This window comes from Streptomyces sp. NPDC055243, from assembly GCF_044544025.1.
GTDB lineage: Bacteria > Actinomycetota > Actinomycetes > Streptomycetales > Streptomycetaceae > Streptomyces.
Map to the genome: position 1 here is coordinate 600,843 of NZ_JBITWR010000004.1, position 17,366 is coordinate 618,208.

Annotated in this window: 18 protein-coding genes; 13 read left to right on the forward strand and 5 right to left on the reverse strand. The window is 73.3% G+C overall.

Translation table 11 applies throughout. The features are described from left to right. Positions 1–50 precede the first annotated feature (50 nt). Complete coding sequence (locus ACIGXX_RS15600; RefSeq protein ID WP_351171881.1) at positions 51–1,037, forward strand: hypothetical protein; 987 nt, start codon at positions 51–53, stop codon at positions 1,035–1,037. A 143-nt stretch (positions 1,038–1,180) separates the two neighbouring features. Here the strand turns inward: ACIGXX_RS15600 and ACIGXX_RS15605 are convergent, their stop codons facing one another. Continuing rightward, positions 1,181–2,524, reverse strand: a complete 1,344-nt coding sequence (locus ACIGXX_RS15605; RefSeq protein WP_351171878.1) for a PH domain-containing protein — start codon at positions 2,522–2,524, stop codon at positions 1,181–1,183. Continuing rightward, positions 2,521–3,039, reverse strand: a complete 519-nt coding sequence (locus ACIGXX_RS15610) for a PH domain-containing protein (RefSeq protein ID WP_361467621.1) — start codon at positions 3,037–3,039, stop codon at positions 2,521–2,523. Before ACIGXX_RS15610 ends, ACIGXX_RS15605 begins: the two co-directional genes overlap by 4 nt. A gap of 63 nt (positions 3,040–3,102) precedes the next feature. Between ACIGXX_RS15610 and ACIGXX_RS15615 the strand changes: the two genes are divergently transcribed. Next, positions 3,103–4,254, forward strand: coding sequence for an NADH-quinone oxidoreductase subunit D (locus ACIGXX_RS15615; protein ID WP_351171872.1), 1,152 nt, complete (start codon positions 3,103–3,105; stop codon positions 4,252–4,254). Here ACIGXX_RS15615 and ACIGXX_RS15620 read toward each other — a convergent pair. Then, entirely contained in the window at positions 4,219–5,190 is a 972-nt protein-coding gene (locus ACIGXX_RS15620; RefSeq protein WP_399976011.1) for an SAM-dependent methyltransferase, read from the reverse strand. The genes ACIGXX_RS15615 and ACIGXX_RS15620 overlap by 36 nt on opposite strands. A 162-nt stretch (positions 5,191–5,352) precedes the next feature. On the opposite strand from ACIGXX_RS15620, the gene ACIGXX_RS15625 reads away from it, so the two are divergent. Beyond that, entirely contained in the window at positions 5,353–6,555 is a 1,203-nt protein-coding gene (locus ACIGXX_RS15625; protein ID WP_351171997.1) for a sensor histidine kinase, read from the forward strand. A 106-nt stretch (positions 6,556–6,661) separates the two neighbouring features. Beyond that, positions 6,662–7,336: a response regulator transcription factor gene (locus ACIGXX_RS15630; RefSeq protein WP_351171869.1), complete on the forward strand. Its 675-nt coding sequence runs from the start codon at positions 6,662–6,664 to the stop codon at positions 7,334–7,336. 78 nt (positions 7,337–7,414) lie between these two features. Here the strand turns inward: ACIGXX_RS15630 and ACIGXX_RS15635 are convergent, their stop codons facing one another. Further along, positions 7,415–8,527, reverse strand: coding sequence for a DUF5937 family protein (locus ACIGXX_RS15635; RefSeq protein ID WP_351171994.1), 1,113 nt, complete (start codon positions 8,525–8,527; stop codon positions 7,415–7,417). A 252-nt stretch (positions 8,528–8,779) separates the two neighbouring features. Between ACIGXX_RS15635 and ACIGXX_RS15640 the strand changes: the two genes are divergently transcribed. Next, entirely contained in the window at positions 8,780–9,025 is a 246-nt protein-coding gene (locus ACIGXX_RS15640) for a hypothetical protein (protein WP_399975927.1), read from the forward strand. Here ACIGXX_RS15640 and ACIGXX_RS15645 read toward each other — a convergent pair. Then, positions 8,982–10,154 carry a beta-eliminating lyase-related protein gene (locus ACIGXX_RS15645; RefSeq protein ID WP_351171863.1) on the reverse strand — a complete coding sequence of 391 codons (1,173 nt, stop codon included), beginning with the start codon at positions 10,152–10,154 and terminating at the stop codon, positions 8,982–8,984. The two genes, ACIGXX_RS15640 and ACIGXX_RS15645, sit on opposite strands and share 44 nt — an antisense overlap. 148 nt (positions 10,155–10,302) lie before the next feature. Between ACIGXX_RS15645 and ACIGXX_RS15650 the strand changes: the two genes are divergently transcribed. From ACIGXX_RS15650 to ACIGXX_RS15685, 8 genes are all read left to right on the forward strand, one after another. Then, positions 10,303–11,241, forward strand: coding sequence for a DUF2520 domain-containing protein (locus ACIGXX_RS15650; protein WP_361471748.1), 939 nt, complete (start codon positions 10,303–10,305; stop codon positions 11,239–11,241). Next, entirely contained in the window at positions 11,238–12,239 is a 1,002-nt protein-coding gene (panC, locus tag ACIGXX_RS15655) for a pantoate--beta-alanine ligase (RefSeq protein ID WP_399975931.1), read from the forward strand. The genes ACIGXX_RS15650 and panC overlap by 4 nt, the downstream gene beginning before the upstream one ends. Further along, complete coding sequence (locus ACIGXX_RS15660; RefSeq protein ID WP_351171854.1) at positions 12,236–13,975, forward strand: L-aspartate oxidase; 1,740 nt, start codon at positions 12,236–12,238, stop codon at positions 13,973–13,975. The genes panC and ACIGXX_RS15660 overlap by 4 nt, the downstream gene beginning before the upstream one ends. Before the next feature lie 2 nt (positions 13,976–13,977). After that, a complete protein-coding gene (gene nadC / locus ACIGXX_RS15665; RefSeq protein ID WP_361471756.1) occupies positions 13,978–14,961 on the forward strand; it encodes a carboxylating nicotinate-nucleotide diphosphorylase in 984 nt (327 codons plus the stop codon). Between the two features lie 7 nt (positions 14,962–14,968). Further along, positions 14,969–15,775 (forward strand): type III pantothenate kinase, encoded by an 807-nt coding sequence (locus ACIGXX_RS15670; RefSeq protein ID WP_351171849.1) that lies wholly within the window; start codon positions 14,969–14,971, stop codon positions 15,773–15,775. Positions 15,776–15,892: 117 nt separating this feature from the next. Continuing rightward, positions 15,893–16,321: a hypothetical protein gene (locus ACIGXX_RS15675; protein ID WP_399975936.1), complete on the forward strand. Its 429-nt coding sequence runs from the start codon at positions 15,893–15,895 to the stop codon at positions 16,319–16,321. Between the two features lie 115 nt (positions 16,322–16,436). Continuing rightward, on the forward strand, positions 16,437–17,048 hold the full coding sequence (locus ACIGXX_RS15680) for a hypothetical protein (protein ID WP_351171991.1): 612 nt from the start codon (positions 16,437–16,439) through the stop codon (positions 17,046–17,048). 13 nt (positions 17,049–17,061) lie between these two features. Beyond that, positions 17,062–17,232, forward strand: coding sequence for a hypothetical protein (locus tag ACIGXX_RS15685; RefSeq protein WP_202121271.1), 171 nt, complete (start codon positions 17,062–17,064; stop codon positions 17,230–17,232). The last annotated feature ends 134 nt before the right edge of the window (positions 17,233–17,366 follow it).

A 17,366-nucleotide genomic window follows, 5' to 3' on the forward strand; every position in this document is an offset into this window, starting at 1 on the left:
TTTGGCGGGCGGGGCACCATAGTTCGCCTACGCGCGGTAAGTTTCTGGCCATGCCACGTGGACGTCACCGCCATTCCCCACCCTTGCACAGGCTGCTTCCTCCCTCGACGGTCGCAGGCCTCTCTCTTGTCTGCGCCGGCGGCGCCTGGCTGTTCGCGGAACCCATCGTGCTCCGCGGCCTCGCCGCCGCCGCTGCCGCGGCAGCCGTCGTGGGCTCGGTCGTCATGCGCCAGTGGGACCTGGCGGCCGGCAAACGCGTCGCCGAGCTGGGCCGTGCCCGCAAGAGCGACGAGTGGCGCTACGAGGAACGAATAGCCGAGTGCGAGTCCGATCTCGACGAGTCCCGCGAGCTGCGCGGCCGTCTGGAGACGAAGCTGCGGTCCAAGCGGGCCGAGCTGGCTGCCCTGCGGAACGAACACGCGGCGCTGCTGCGCCGCTACGCCACGGCCGAGACCGAGCGGGCCAGCGCGCTGGAGGGACGGCGGCTGCTCGCCATAGAGGCGTCCGCTCCGACGCGGGCGCTGCCCCCGGCGCCCGCCCGCGCCGAGGCCCCGGCTCCCGCTCCCGTCGTGCACCCGGGGGCCGTCACGCCTCCCTCGCTGTACGACCGGGCGAACGCGGCGCTCGACCGGCTGGCACCGAAGCCCACGCCCGACCGTGGGGCTGCCCGGCAGCGCGCCGACGAGGACGAAGCGCGGGGGAAGCCCGGGGCGGCCGAGGGGTACGGCGGGCATGAGCGCGCGGTCGCCGTCGCGCCGCCCGCCCAGAGGCGCCGCCCGTCCGCCCAGGGAGGCTTCGACTTCTTCGGCACGAAGAGCGAGGCGACCGCCGGGGCGCTGGAGTCCGTGCAGAACGTGGACCTCGCCGACGTCGTGGGCGAGGAGGCACTCGCCGTGCACAAGGCGGAGGCCGAGGCGGAGTTCAAGCAGGCCCCCGAGGGCGCGGACCGTGCCGTCGGCCAGGTCATCGACCTGACGGCGCACGACGAGACCGAGCAGATCGACGTGGCGGAGCTGCGGACGGCGCTGCGGGCGTAAGCGGGCCCCTGGGCCTTGGCTGCCGTCATCACCGGCTCGTCATCACAGGCTCGGCAGTATCACCGGCTCGTCATCACCGGCTCGTCATCACCGGCTCCGCCGAGCGCGTCCTCACCTGCCGGGCGGGCTGGACTTCCGGTCCGTCAGGCCATCCAGCGGTCCGGACGCGCCGTCCTGCGCCCCGTGCGGGACCTCTCCGCTTGCGCGGACAGCAGCGCGGCCGCCTCGTCGGCGGGACGGAGCCGCGCCGTCACCGTCTTGTTCGCCCCCGTGTCGACCTGCACGTCCGCCACCCCCTTGAACCGCTCCCAGGGCCCCTGCGTCAGCCGCACGCTCTGCACCTTCGCGTGCGGGACGAGGGACAGGCGGCGGCGCAACAGCCCGTGCCGCGCCGCGAACACCGTGTCCGTCACCGTCAGGCCGTACCCCTTCCACCACACCGGAAGGCACCACGCGGCGCGTGCGGGAGGGCGGATCAGCTCGGCCGCGGCCGGCACCCGCACGCCCGGCAGGATGCGCGCGATCACGGACTCCGCGACCTCCCGCGGCGCGACCGGCACCAGGACGGAGTTGGACGAGCCCGCCACGTCCAGCTCCACGCGCACCCAGCCGCGCCGCCGCCACAGCCACGGCTCCACGACCCGCACGGTCTGCACCCGCCCCGGAGGCACCGTCTCGTGCGCCTTGTCGAGCAGCCCGTGGTCGATGCGCAGGCCGTCGGGCGACTCGCCCACCTTCCAGTCGTACTCCCCGATGAACCGCCCCACACTGCTCGCGAACGCGCCGCCCAGCATGGGCAGTCCGGTCGCGAGGACCGTCCACAGGTTGTGGGTGGCGAACCACAGCAGGGGCGGCACGATGAGCGTGGCGACGAGCATCCCCCACGTCGTGCCGGTCAGCACCAGGGAGATCGCGAGCATCCGCGGCTGTACGTGCACCAGGTTGTTGACCGGTGCCTCACCCACCTCGTGGGCCGTCTCGGGGGCGAAACCGGCCGCCCGCGCGAGGAGTTCGGCCCGCAGGACGGAAGCCTCCTCCTGGCCCAGATAGGCCAGTTCGTCCTTCTTCTCCGTCCCGACGACATCCAGCTTGAGCTTGGCGACGCCCACGATGCGGGCGGCGAGCGGCTGCGTCACATCCACGGCCTGGAGCCGGTCGAGCCGGATGTGAGCGGTGCGCCGGAAGACCAGGCCGGTGCGGATGCGCAGTTCGGTGTCGGTGACGGCGAAGTGCGTGAACCACCAGCTCATGAAGCCGTAGAGGGCGCCGCCCAGGAGGACGACGGCGATCCCGGCGAGTAGTTGGGTCACCGGGAGCTCGGCGGCCCGCCGCTGCGTGCCGCTCGGGTCGTGCACCGCGAAGCCCACCAGGACCGCGACCGGCGCCCAGGCGCGGCGCAGGGGCGTGATGGGGTGCAGGCGCCGCTCTCGTACGTCGTCGGCGCCCGGGGCGTGTTCCTGCCCCGTCGCCTCGCGTACGCCGCTCACAGCCCCGCCGAGCGGGCCTCGCCCAGTTCGGTGAGCCGGTCGCGCAGCCGCTCGGCCTCCTCGGGGATGAGGCCGGGGATGCGGGCGTCGGTGGCGGCGGCGGCCGTGTGCAGCTGCACGCTGGCCAGGCCGAAGTGCCGCTCCACGGGCCCCGACGTCACCTCGACGAGCTGCATCCGGCCGTACGGGACGATCGTTTCCTCGCGCCAGAGAACGCCCCGGCTGATCAGGAGGTCGTCGGCCCGCTCCGCGTACCGCCAGGAGCGCCAGTTGCGCCCCAGCATTGGCCAGCCCCACGCCACGAAGGCCAGCGGGACGGCCGCGAAGGCCGCCCACACGGGCGCCGCGAAGAGCCACAGGAGCACCCCGGCGGCCGCCGCGAGCGGCACGAGCCACACCACGAGGAGCAGCCGCCGCATGCGCAGCAGCCCCCGTGGCAGCCCGGTCCACACCGGCTCGCCCTCTGCCTGCCCCGGCCGTGCGGGCCCCGCCGGCTGTGCCGTCCCCGTTTCCATGCCTCAAGCCTACGTAGCCGACGTGACAGTCGCGTAGGAGCGCGCGTACGAGAGAATGCGCGCATGAGCCCCACGACGGAGACCACGCTCGGCATCGGCGGCGCCGCGGAGAGCACCGACATGGTGCTCAACATCGGCCCCCAGCACCCGTCCACGCACGGCGTGCTGCGGCTGCGCCTCGTCCTCGACGGCGAGCGCATCCAGCAGGCCGAGCCGGTCATCGGCTATATGCACCGCGGCGCGGAGAAGCTCTTCGAGGCGCGTGACTACCGGCAGATCGTGGTGCTCGCCAACCGGCACGACTGGCTGTCCGCGTTCTCGAACGAACTCGGGGTCGTCCTCGCCGTGGAGCGGATGCTCGGCATGGAGGTGCCCGAGCGCGCCGTCTGGATGCGCACGCTGCTCGCCGAGCTGAACCGCGTGCTCAACCACCTGATGTTCCTCGGCTCGTATCCGCTCGAACTGGGCGGAATCACCCCGGTGTTCCACGCGTTCCGTGAGCGCGAGGAGCTCCAGAACGTGATGGAGGAGATCTCCGGCGGCCGCATGCACTACATGTTCAACCGCGTCGGCGGCCTCAAGGAGGACCTGCCCGCCGGATGGGCCACGCGCGCGCGTGCGGCTGTCGCCTCGGTCCGCTCGCGCATGGACGTGTACGACAAGCTCGTGCTCGGCAACGAGATCTTCCGGGGGCGTACGCGCGGCGTCGGCGTGCTCTCCCCGGAGGCGGTGCACGCCTACGGAGTGAGCGGTCCCATCGCCCGCGCCTCCGGAGTCGACTTCGACCTGCGCCGCGACGAGCCCTACCTCGCGTACGGGGAGCTCCAGGACACCCTGAAGGTCGTCACGCGCCAGGAGGGCGACTGCCTGGCCCGCTTCGAGGTGCTCCTGGAGCAGACCCACAACGCCCTCGACCTCGCCGACGCCTGCCTGGAGCGGCTCGCCGGGCTGCCGCAGGGCCCGATCAACCAGCGCCTCCCGAAGGTGCTCAAGGCTCCCGAGGGCCACACGTACGCGTGGACCGAGAACCCCCTGGGCATCAACGGCTACTACCTGGTCTCCAAGGGCGAGAAGACCCCCTACCGCCTGAAGCTCCGCTCGGCGTCGTACAACAACATCCAGGCGCTGGCCGTACTGCTGCCGGGACAGCTGGTCGCCGACATGGTGGCGATCCTGGGGTCACTGTTCTTCGTGGTCGGCGACATCGACAAGTAGCGGGCCGGTGATGCCGACCGGCTGGGCGAGCCACCCGAAGTCGCCGAGCCCGCCGGCCGCGGTGAGCTCCGCCGCCTCTCCCGCCCGCGTGAGGGCCCGTACGTACGCCGTCGGGTCCGTGGAGGCCAGGGACAGCGGCGGGCGGCCACCGCGCACCCCCAGGGCGTGCAGGGCCGCGCGCTGGGTGAGCAGGCAGGCGCCGGGCGGCGCGCACGCGTCGAGCGCCACATGGGCCGTGATGTCGCACGTGCCGTCCGGCACGGGCGCCGTCTCGCGGCCCGCGCGGAAGCCGGTCAGGGTGCCGAAGGGCGGCCGTGCGGCGCGGTCGTGCGCGTAGTCGACCGCGACCGCGAGGCCGCGGGTCAGCGTTCCCGCGGCCGTCGCCCACGCCTCGTCCCTGGGGCGGCCGATCTCCGCGCGCAGGCCCGGCTCCGGGGCGAGCGGCCACCAGCGCGCGAGCCAGGAGGCGTCCGCGCCCGCCACCGGGTCGCCGAGGGATTCGGTGCCGTCGTCGCGTACGAGCACGTGCCGGACCAGACCGTCGGGGTCCACCTCGACGACGTCCAGGGGGACGTTGTCCAGCCACTCGTTGGCGAAGAGCAGGCCGGTGACACCGGCGGGCGGCCGGTCGCGCCACTCGACGCGCGGGTCGAGTCCCGCCGGGCGCCCGGCCCGCTCGACCGCATAGGCACGCGTGCGTGGCGCCACGTCGGCGGGCAGCGCGGCGAGGACGCCCGCGGTCAACTCCCCGCGCCCTGCTCCAAGATCGACGAAGGCCAACTCGTCCGGGTGGTCGAGTGTCTCGTCCACGCGGCACAGCAGCCGGGCCACCGCGCCCGCGAAGAGCGGCGATGCGTGCACCGACGTACGGAAGTGCCCCGCGGGTCCCTCGGGGCGCAGATAGAAGCCCTCGGGCCCGTACAGGGCGGCCTCCATGGCCTCCCGCCAGCCGCGCCGCACGTCCTGCCGCTCACCTCGGACCTCGTTCGTCACGCGAGAAGGCTAAGCGGGCCTCCACCTTGGGGAGTACACGCGAGGGGTACGGATCGGACCTCCGGTTGACCCCGGAGGGCCATGGCGCTGCCTACGCTGGGTTACGTGCAGCGCGTCTATGAATTCCTTCGCAGACACCCGACCGGGGTCGATGGCTTCTGGGCCCTCGCCCTGCTCGGGATCTCCGGCATCGGTCTGGTCTCCATGGCCGACGTGGAAGGCCGGGACCCGAAGGTCGCGGCCGCCGTCGTCGTCCTCGGCATGTCCGTCGTGGTGGCGCTGCGCCGCAAGTACACCGAGAAGATGCTGGTCCTCACCGCGGTGCTCGGTGTCGCCCAGCTGATCTTCGACGTCGAGACGATGCCGGCCGACTTCGCGATGCTGGTGATCATCTACACCGCGTCGGCCGACGGCTCGAAATGGGCGTCGCGGTTCGCCCTCATCGGCGGCTTGTGCGCGGCACCGCTGTCGTCGCTGCGCTGGCCCGAGGAGAACATAGGCGTCTTCGGCAGCGTCTTCTTCACGATCTTCCAGATGGTGCCCTTCGCCCTCGCCTGGGTGCTCGGCGACTCCATCCGCACCCGCCGCGCCTACTTCGCGCAGCTGGAGGAGCGCGCCGACCGCCTGGAGAAGGAGCGGGCGGCGCAGTCCAAGGTCGCGGTGGCGGCCGAGCGGGCGCGCATCGCCCGCGAGCTGCACGACGTCGTCGCGCACAACGTCTCGGTGATGGTCGTCCAGGCCGACGGCGCCGCGTACGTCCTCGACACGGCCCCCGAGCAGGCCAAGCAGGCCCTGGAGACCATCTCGGGCACCGGGCGCCAGGCGCTCGCCGAGATGCGCAGGCTGCTCGGTGTGCTGCGCACCGGCGAGCACCAGGAGAGCGGTGAGTACGTCCCGCAGCCCGATGTGGAGCAGCTCGACGAGCTCATCGAGCAGGTGCGCACGGCGGGCCTGCCGGTCGACTTCAAGGTCGAGGGCACCCCGCGTCCACTGCCCAGCGGCGTCGAGCTCACGGCGTACCGCATCGTGCAGGAGGCGCTCACCAACACCCGCAAGCACGGCGGCGAGAACACCGGCGCGAGCGTGCGCCTCGTCTACTTCGACGACGGCCTCGGGCTGCTCGTCGAGGACGACGGCAAGGGCGCGCCGCACGAGCTGTACGAGGACGGCGGCGCCGACGGCAGCGGGCACGGCCTGATCGGCATGCGGGAGCGCGTCGGCATGGTCGGCGGCACGCTGGACGCGGGGCCGCGGCCGGGCGGCGGGTTCCGCATCAGCGCGCTTCTCCCGCTGAAGCCCGCAAATTGACACCTGTCACCGAATCGTCGAACCGCCCACGCCCTACGCTCATGACCACATCCGTTCGCCCGTACAGCGCTGATCGCTTGCGAGCACATCCACGAAGGGGCCTTTGATGTCGATCCGCGTCATGCTCGTCGACGACCAGGCGCTGCTGCGCACGGGGTTCCGGATGGTGCTCGCCGCACAGCCGGACATGGACGTCGTCGCCGAGGCAGGCGACGGGGTCGAGGCCCTTCAGGTGCTGCGGACGACCGAGGTCGACGTGGTGCTCATGGACGTACGCATGCCGAAACTGGACGGCGTGGAGACGACCCGGCGCATCTGCCAGGACGAGAACCCGCCGAAGGTGCTGATCCTGACGACCTTCGACCTCGACGAGTACGCCTTCTCGGGGCTGAAGGCGGGTGCCTCCGGCTTCATGCTGAAGGACGTGCCCCCGGGGGAGCTGCTCGCCGCGATCCGCTCCGTGCACAGCGGTGACGCCGTGGTCGCGCCGTCCACGACGCGGCGGCTGCTCGACCGCTTCGCGCCGATGCTGCCGAACGCGGGCGGGCAGCCCAAGCACAAGGAGCTGGAGCGGCTCACGGAGCGCGAGCGCGAGGTCATGATCCTGGTCGCCCAGGGGCTCTCGAACGGGGAGATCGCGGCGCGGCTCGTCCTGTCGGAGGCCACGGTGAAGACCCATGTGGGCCGCATCCTGACCAAGCTCGGCCTGCGGGACCGGGTGCAGGTGGTGGTCCTCGCGTACGAGACGGGTCTGGTGCGGGCCGGGGGCGGTTCGGCCTGACGGCTCGGCCTGGGGGCGCTCGGTCCGGGAGTGGTCGGCCCGGCGGCGTTAAGCCCGGGGGCGATCGGCCCCACGGCGTCAGCGCAGGATGCCCTCCAGGAAGTCGCTGCCCAGGCGGGCCACCACGGTGACGTCCAGCTGGTGCATCACGTACCGGCCGCGCCGGGCCGTGGTGACCAGGCCCGCCTTCTTCAGGAGCGTGAGGTGCCGGGAGACCTCCGGCGCCGTCAGCCCGGTCGCGTGGGCCAGCTCGCCGGTGGTGAAGGGCGCGCGGGCCATGTCGCGGCACAGCCGCAGGCGCACCGGGTGCGCCAGGGCCGTGAGGCGCCGCTCCAGCGTCTCCACGGAGGTGGGCCTGGCCAGGTCCGGGGCGGACACGGGGTAGTGGATCACCGGGCGCCAGCCCGGGGCGTGCAGGACCATCAGGTGCGGCCAGGCGAAGTGCGAGGGCACGAACGTGAGCCCCGCGCCCAGGGTGTGGTCCAGGGCCGTCGTGGCGCCCGGCACCAGCTTGTCCGCGGTGATGCGGCGGCCGTCCGGGTCCACCGAGAGCGCCGCCGACACCGACGAGAGCACCTCGGCCAGGCCCTTGTGGCGCAGTATCTCCGTCTTGTGCCGGGCGTCGGCGGCCAGTTGGACGCGCACCCGCCGCCAGGTGTCCGCGAAGAACGCCTCGTCGCAGTCCTCCAGGAGGCGGCGCAGCCAGGCGCGCACGCTCCGCGGGTCGGCCAGCAGCCGTTTGGCGAAGTCCAGTTGCCTGGTGCCGCGCGTGGCGGCGAGCTCCAGGGAGCGGGCGCCCCGGGCCGGGTCGGTGAGCGGCGAAGGACCGCCTTCGTTGTACGTCGTGCCGCAGGTGAACTCCAGGGCCGCCATGACGAACCGCTCGTCGTCCAGGCGGTCGAGCAGGTCCAGCTCCTCGGTGAGCGTCGCCCCCGGCCTGCCGTCGCCGTCGACGAGCCCGGCGAACGGCATGAACACGTCCGAGAACGTGTTCCGCCACAGGAAGTCGGCCTCGCACAGCCGGTCGGCGAGGTCCGGCTTGAGGCAGGCGGTGGTCGCCGTGGCCCAGCCGTGCAGTCCCGGATGGTGTCCGGGCTCGGCCAGCGCGTGCAGGGCGACGCCCAGCTCCGCCAGGGGCGAAGGGTCGAAGAAGATCCGCTCCTGCGGCAGGCCCGCGATCTCGATGTGCACGCTCATGGACCCATCGTGCACCGCGCCACCGACATCCCCGCCGTCGATTGACGCCCGGCGTCAATCGACGCGACGACGGAGTGACGGCGGGCGCAGTCTGTGGTGACCGGGCCGCACGGCCCGGACCACCGGGCCGCACCACCGTGCCGCGGCCGGACCGTCCCGCCCCTGTCGCCGACCCTGCCTTCCGTGCTTTCCGTCGACCCAAGGGCGCCCGATAAGTACCCTTATGTCTTGAGAGGCGAACCCGTCATGAGTATCACCCAGCAGTACCTTCTCGACAGCTTCCGCGCCGCCCAGCACGACGAGCGCACCCCGCTGGCTCCCGGGCAGCAGGACTGGCAGGTCATGCGCGAGGTGCGCGACTACGGCCGCTTCCGTGCCGTCGTCGAGGAGCGCCCCGCCCACGGACGCATCCGTGCCGCGCTCGCCAGGATCGCCGGCGCCGGGCACCTCAGCCGGGGATCCGCCGCACGAACTCCGCGACCGCATCATTGACGTCGTCGGACGTCCACTCCAGGCCCGCCTCGGTCACGGTGACCTCCGTGACCGAGAGGCCGGGCGGCCCGTCGGGGAACCAGCGGCCGAACAGCTGGGTCTTGGTCTCCTCGGCCTGCCCGAGCGCCGCCTCGGTGAGGTCCTCGGAGTCGTACGGCAGCCAGACCTGGAACTGGTGGGTGTGCGGCCGCTCGGGGTGCACCCGCGACCAGGGCACTCCGGCGGCCGCGAACCCCTCCTTGAGCGCGTCGGCGACCACGCGCGCGTGGGCCACGTAGTCCGGCAGCCGGGGGAGCGTGTTCTTCAGGCCCAGCAGGGCGGCGACGGCGGCCGGGAACTGCTGGAAGATCTGGCCGCCGTAGCGGTGCCGCCAGGTCCTTGCCTCGTCGACCAGGGTGCGCGGGCCCGCGAGCACCGCGCCGCTCAGGCCGTCCAGGGACTTGTAGAACGACACGTACACGCTGTCCGCGAGCCCGGCGATCTCCGCGAGGGGGCGGCCGAAGTGCGGGGTGCACTCCCACAGGCGGGCGCCGTCGAAGTGCACGACGGCGTCGCGTTCGCGGGCCGCCTCCACCACCTCTTCGAGCTCCTCCCAGGACGGCAGGACGAAACCGGCGTCCCGGAGCGGCAGTTCGAGCATCAGCGTCCCGAAGGGCTCCTCGAAGTCCCGCACTTCATCGGCCGTCGGCAGCCGAGGCTCCCGCGTCGGATGCACCGTGCGCAGTCCGCTCACCGCACCGAGGGCGCCCCCTTCGTGGACCTCCGGGTGGGCCTTCGGGTGCAGGGCCACGGTCGCGTTGCCCGTGCGGCCCGCCCAGCAGCGCAGGGCGACCTGCTGGGCCATCGTGCCGCTCGGGAAGAAGGCGGCGTCCTCCTTGCCGAGCAGCCGCGCGACCTCGTCCTCCAGGCGGGCGACGACCGCGTTGCCGTAGATGTCGATGGGCTCGTCCGGGTCCACCACCTCGGACGCCGCGTCCGCGAGGGCCGAGAGCCGCGTGCTGAGCGGGAGGTTCCCGGACCAGCGGTGCAGGGTCCGGGTGACGCCGAGGGCGGCGGCCCGGCGGCGGGCGGCCCGCAGGTCCTGCTCGCTCACCTCGGTGGGGGCTCCGGCTCCGTCATGTGAAGTCATCCCCCGAGCATGCCGTGCCGGTGGGCGGCCGGTCATACCAATACCCACAGCCTGTGGACAGCCGAGGACGCGGCGCGCACCAATCGCGTTAGCATGACGAGAAATCGTCCGGTACCCGGAGCGGACTGGAACGGGAAGGCGTCATCGCGTGAACGCACCTCATCAGCCAGACCCGCGGGACCGCCCCGCGAGGCTCACGGTGGGCGTCGTGGGAGCGGGCCGTGTCGGCCCCGCGCTCGCCGCGGCACTCCAGCTCGCCGGGCACCGCCCGGTCGCCGCGTCGGGGGTCTCCGACGCGTCCGTACGACGCGCGGCGGTCCTGCTGCCCGACGTCCCCCTCGTCACGCCCGCCCAGGTCCTCGAGCGCGCCGACCTGGTCCTCCTGACCGTGCCGGACGACGCCCTGCCGGGCCTCGTCGAGGGCCTCGTCGAGACCGAGGCGATCCGCCCGGGCCAGCTCCTCGTGCACACGTCGGGGCGGTACGGCACCAAGGTCCTCGAGCCCGCGCTGCGCGCCGGAGCCCTGCCGCTCGCGCTGCACCCCGCCATGACGTTCACCGGCACCCCCGTAGACGTGCAGCGTCTCGCGGGCTGTTCCTTCGGCGTGACCGCTCCCGACGAGCTGCGCCTCGCCGCGGAGGCGCTGGTCATCGAGATGGGCGGCGAGCCCGAGTGGATCGCCGAGGAGGCCAGGCCGCTCTACCACGCGGCGCTCGCACTCGGCGCGAACCACCTGGTCACGCTGGTCGCCGAGTCCATGGAGCTGCTCCGTGACGCGGGCGTGGAGGCCCCGGACCGGATGCTCGGCCCGCTGCTCGGCGCCGCCCTGGACAACGCCCTGCGGTCCGGCGACGCCGCCCTCACCGGACCCGTCGCGCGCGGGGACGCGGGCACGGTCGCCGCGCACGTGGCCGAACTGCGCAAGCACGCGCCGCAGACCGTCGCCGGATATCTGGCGATGGCCCGCGCGACCGCCGACCGCGCGCTCGCCCACGGACTGCTCAAGCCCGAGCTCGCCGAGGACCTCCTGGGAGTCCTGGCCAACGGCGGCGGAGTGGCCGGCGACGCCGGGGGAGGAACCCGATGACCACCCTCCTGCACACCGCCGAAGCCCTGCGCACGCGCACGCGTGCCGGCCGCCGCGTCGTCGTCATGACCATGGGCGCCCTGCACGAGGGCCACGCCACCCTGATCCGCACCGCACGCCGCATCGCGGGCGCCGAGGGCGAGGTCGTGGTCACGGTCTTCGTGAACCCCCTCCAGTTCGGCGCGGGCGAGGACCTCGACCGCTATCCCCGCACGCTGGACGCGGACATCAAGATCGCCGAACAGCAGGGCGCGGACTTCGTGTTCGCCCCGTCCGTCGACGAGGTCTACCCGGGCGGCGAACCGCAGGTCCGGATCAGCGCGGGCCCCATGGGCGCACTGCTCGAAGGAGCCACGCGCCCCGGCCACTTCGACGGCATGCTCACGGTCGTCGCCAAGCTCCTGCACCTCACCCGGCCGGACGTGGCGCTGTACGGCCAGAAGGACGCCCAGCAGCTCGCCCTCATCCGCCGCATGGTCCGGGACCTGAACTTCGGCGTCGAGATCGTCGGCGTACCGACCGTGCGCGAGGACGACGGCCTGGCCCTCTCCAGCCGCAACCGCTATCTCTCCCCGGCCGAGCGGCGCACCGCGCTCGCGCTCTCCCAGGCCCTCTTCGCGGGCCGCGACCGGCACGCGGCGCAGGAGGCCCTGCACGCGCGCGCGGCGCTGGCCCCCGTCACGCACGCGCGCGCCGACGCCCTGAACGCCCTGGGGGAGTCGCGCGCCGCCGCCGACACCCACGCGCTCGCCCAGTCCGTCACGCCGTCCGTGCCCGGCGGCCCCGCGGCCGTCCGCGCCGCCGCCCGGCAGGTCCTGGACGAGGCAGCCCGCCGCACGCCCCCGCTGGAGCTGGACTACCTGGCGCTGGTCGACCCGGCCGACTTCACGGACGTACAGCCGGGCCACATCGGTGAGGCCGTCCTCGCCGTGGCGGCCATGGTCGGCGCGACCCGGCTGATCGACAACATCCCGCTCACGTTCGGAGCCACCGCATGAGTGCCACCGGAATACGGCTGCACGCCCCCGCGCCCGGCTGGTCCCTGGAGGCCGACGTCGTCGTCGTCGGCTCCGGAGTGGCCGGACTGACCACGGCCCTGCGCTGCTCGGCGGCCGGACTGAGGACCGTCGTGGTCACCAAGGCCCGCCTGGACGACGGCTCCACGCGCTGGGCCCAGGGCGGCATCGCCGCGGCACTCGGCGAGGGCGACACCCCCGAACAGCACCTGGACGACACCCTCGTGGCGGGCGCGGGCCTGTGCGACGAGGAGGCCGTGCGCGCCCTGGTCACCGAGGGCCCCGACGCCGTGCGCCGCCTCATCGAGACCGGCGCGCACTTCGACACGGGCCCCGAAGGCGCCATCGAGCTGACCCGCGAGGGCGGCCACCACCGCCGCCGCATCGCGCACGCGGGCGGCGACGCGACCGGCGCGGAGATCTCCCGCGCCCTGGTCGAAGCGGTCCGCGCGCGGTCCATACCGACCGTGGAGAACGCCCTCGTACTCGACCTGCTGACCGACGCGGACGGCCGCACCGCAGGTGTCTCCCTGCACGTCATGGGAGAGGGCCAGCACGACGGCGTGGGCGCGGTGCACGCCCCCGCGGTCGTCCTCGCCACCGGCGGCATGGGCCAGGTCTTCTCGGCGACGACGAACCCGTCCGTGTCCACGGGCGACGGCGTCGCGCTCGCCCTGCGCGCGGGCGCCGAGGTGAGCGACCTGGAGTTCGTGCAGTTCCACCCCACCGTGCTCTTCCTGGGCGCCGACGCGGAGGGCCAGCAGCCGCTGGTCTCCGAGGCGGTGCGCGGCGAGGGCGCCCACCTCGTGGACGCGGACGGCGTGCGCTTCATGGTCGGCCAGCACGAGCTCGCGGAGCTCGCGCCCCGGGACATCGTCGCCAAGGGCATCACGCGGCGCATGCTGGAACAGGGCGCCGAGCACATGTACTTGGACGCACGGCACTTCGGCGCCGAGATGTGGGAGCACCGCTTCCCGACGATCCTCGCCGCCTGCCGCGCCCACGGCATCGACCCGGTGACCGAGCCCATCCCCGTCGCCCCGGCCGCGCACTACGCCTCCGGCGGCGTCCGCACCGACCCGCACGGCCGCACCACGGTCCCGGGCCTGTACGCCTGCGGCGAGGTCGCCTGCACCGGCGTGCACGGCGCCAACCGCCTCGCCTCCAACTCCCTTCTGGAGGGCCTGGTCTACGCCGAGCGCATCGCCGCCGACATCGCGGCACGCCACGCGGAGCTGGCCCTGCCCGCGCTGTACGCGGCCGTGCCCGTCCCGGTGCCCGCGCCCGCACCGGTCGCCCACCCCGACACCCCCGCGCACCCCCTGCTGCCCCCCGAGGCCCGCTTCGCCATCCAGCGCGTGATGACCGAGGGCGCCGGAGTGCTCAGGTCCGCCGACTCCCTCTCCGAGGCCGCGGCCCGCCTGGCCCGCATCCACGCCGAGGCCGCGGGCGCGCTCGCCGAGGACGGCAAGACCGCCGAGCCCGGCGTCGACACCTGGGAGACCACCAACCTCCTGTGTGTCGCCCGCGTCCTGGTCGCCGCCGCACAGCGCCGCGAGGAGACCCGCGGCTGCCACTGGCGCGAGGACCGCCCCGACCGCGACGACGAGGCCTGGCGGCGCCACATCGTCGTACGCCTGAACGCGGACCGGACCCTGGCCGCGCACACGACCGAGACCGCAGACTTCCCCCCGACGACCAGCCTTCAGGAGAAGTGACCGTGAGCACCCCCGACGACCTCCCTCTCGCCCCCACGGGCGGCGGCTGCGGCGATGCCTGCGGCTGCGGCGGAGACGACGCGTACGACCCCCTGGAGTGCGGCCTCGACCCCGCTCTCGCGCAGCTCCTGACCGACGCGGGGCTCGACCCCGTACAGGTCGAGGACATCGCGCACATGGCGATCGAGGAGGACCTGGCCGGCGGCGTGGACGTCACGTCCGTCGCCACCATCCCCGAAGAGGCCGTCGCCACCGGCGACTTCACCGCGCGCGAGGCCGGCACGGTCGCCGGTCTGCGCATCGCCGAGGCGGTCATCTCCCTCGTCTGCACGGACACCTTCGAGGTCGAGCGGCACGTCGAGGACGGCGAGCGGGTGGAGGCGGGCGCGAAGCTGCTCAGCGTCACCACCCGCACCCGCGACCTGCTCACCGCCGAGCGCAGCGCGCTCAACCTCCTGTGCCGCCTCTCCGGCGTGGCGACGGCCACGCGCGCGTGGGCCGACGCGCTGGAGGGCACGGGCGCCGAGGTGCGCGACACCCGCAAGACCACGGCAGGGCTTCGCGCCCTGGAGAAGTACGCGGTGCGCATGGGCGGCGGCGTGAACCACCGCATGTCGCTCTCCGACGCGGCCCTGGTGAAGGACAACCACGTGGTGGCCGCCGGAGGCGTGGAGCAGGCCTTCAAGGCCGTGCGCGAGGCCTTCCCCGACCTGGCCGTGGAGGTCGAGGTCGACACCCTCCACCAGCTGCGCGAGGTCGTGGACGCGGGCGCCGACCTGATCCTCCTGGACAACTTCACGCCGGGCGAGACCGAGGAGGCCGTCGCCCTCGTGGACGGCCGCGCGATCCTGGAGTCCTCCGGCCGCCTCACCCTGGAGAACGCCAGGGCGTACGCCGAGACGGGCGTCGACTTCCTCGCGGTGGGCGCCCTGACCCACTCCTCCCCGATCCTGGACATCGGCCTCGACCTGCGCGCGGCGGAGTGACGACGACATGCTGCTGACCATCGACGTCGGAAACACCCACACCGTCCTCGGCCTCTTCGACGGCGAAGAGATCGTCGAGCACTGGCGGATCTCCACCGAGGCCCGCCGCACGGCCGACGAACTGGCCGTGCTGCTCAACGGGTTGATGGGCATGCACCCGCTGCTCGGCGAGGAGCTGGGCGACGGGATCGACGGCATCGCCATCTGCTCGACGGTCCCCTCCGTCCTGCACGAACTGCGCGAGGTCACCCGCCGCTACTACGGAGACGTGCCCGCCGTCCTCGTGGAGCCCGGCATCAAGACCGGCGTACCGATCCTCATGGACAACCCCAAGGAGGTCGGCGCCGACCGCATCATCAACGCGGTCGCGGCGGTCGAGCTCTACGGAGGCCCCGCCGTCGTCGTCGACTTCGGCACGGCGACCACGTTCGACGCGGTCTCCGCGCGCGGGGAGTACACCGGTGGCGTCATCGCCCCCGGCATCGAGATCTCCGTCGAGGCCCTCGGCGTGCGGGGCGCCCAGCTGCGCAAGATCGAGCTGGCCCGGCCGCGCAGCGTCATCGGCAAGAACACCGTGGAGGCCATGCAGTCGGGCATCCTGTACGGCTTCGCGGGCCAGGTGGACGGCGTCGTGCAGCGCATGGCCCGCGAACTGGCTGGCCCCGGCGGCGATCCCGACGACGTGACGGTCATCGCGACCGGCGGCCTCGCGCCCATGGTGCTCGGCGAGGCCTCGGTCATCGACGAGCACGAGCCGTGGCTGACCCTCATCGGCCTGCGCCTGGTCTATGAGCGGAACGTGTCCCGGAGTTGAACACTGTCGGCTCATAACCGGCGGCTCATAAGCGGGGCTTGCGCGCACAACCCCGCGCCCCATACAAGAGTCTGCGCGGGGACGGGACATGAGCGGGGCCGAGCGGGCGTGGAGAACATGGGGCGTAGAGGAAGACTGGCCGCGACAGTGGCGGCCGGGGTGCTGGCCGGTCTCGCCGGACCGGCCACGGCGGCGAGCGCGGCCACCGGGTTCGACGGCGCCCGAGCGGCGCACTCGACTTCGTACGCCGTGGACTTCCGCGCGGTCGGCGCCGCCGCCGAGGACCCCGCCGCCTCCGTCGGCACCTCCGCCGGCGGCCAGACGGCAACGGCATCACCGTCAGACACGTCAGACAAGTCAGGCACATCAAGCCCATCAGACACGTCCGGCCCATCTGACACGTCCGGCACGTCCGGTACCGACGAGGACCCCGGCACCATCGCCGACACCGGCGCGGGCGTGCTCCCCTGGATCACCGCAGGCGCGGCCGGTGCCCTGGGGGTCGGCGCGGTCGTCTTCGCGATGATCCGCCGCCGCTCGGAGTGAGCGCGGGCGCAGCCACGCCCAGCGGAAGCCACGCCACGCATTGGCGTTAAGCGGATTTTGTCCGTTTCACACGTATTGTCGGTCCATGCCCACGCCATACGGATCTCGCGGCGGCATGGCCTTCGGTGCGGAGGAGCTGCGTGTGCTCCGCCGCGCTCTGGCCCTCGCCCTGCATCCAAGCCCCGTCTCCGACGAGGACGTCCAGGACTGTCTCCGTCTCGCCGACGCCGTCGACGAGGCGGTCAGCGAGGGCGCCAGGCTCCGCGCCTTCCTGCTGGCCGACCTCGCCCGCTACCGGGCGGCCCTGCCCGGGACCGCAGCCGGCTACCTCGCGCTCCTGGAGGACGTCGTCTGCTCCGGCTACCAGCCGGGCGCCGACGACCTCGCCGCGCTGCGCGCCCTGCGCGGCAACCCGGCTGCCGCCGCCCTCCTCGACCGCTGCCGGACCATCGCCGAACAGGCCGTACGCGCCCGCCTCTCGGGCCGGTCCCATACGGCCGTCCCGGCGCCCCGCCCCCTCGTCCCCGCCTCGCGCACGCGCCTGCTCGCCCTCCCGGGCGGCCGGAGCGAGGCAGGCGAACGGGCGGAGCCCAAGCCCAAGAGTCCCAGTGCCCCGCCCGGGAAGCCGGCCGCGCCCGAGCCGTCGCGCCCCGTGCCGACCCCGGCCGAGGTCTTTCCCCCCAAGCGCCGCCCGGCGGACCCGCCGCATCAGCTCGCCGCGGGCTAGCTACTCTGGGGGCATGGAATACGTCTCCGCGCTCCTGCCCCCCGTAGTGATGGCCGTGTTCTTCGGCGGTCTCATCGTGACGATCGTGAAGACCCAGGGCGGCGCCAACAAGGCCAAGGAGGACGCGGCCGTGGACGCCGTGATCTCCCGCGCCGAAGGCGCCCGGCAGACACCCAAGGCCTGACCAGGGTCTCCTGCGGGCGGTGACCCGAGGTCACCGCCCGTGCACTCCCGCACACTCCTGGCCACACTCTTGGCGTACGACTCGCTCACATTCCGAGTCGTACGCCCTTTTTGTTGGGGAAATGGCGCCTCCGC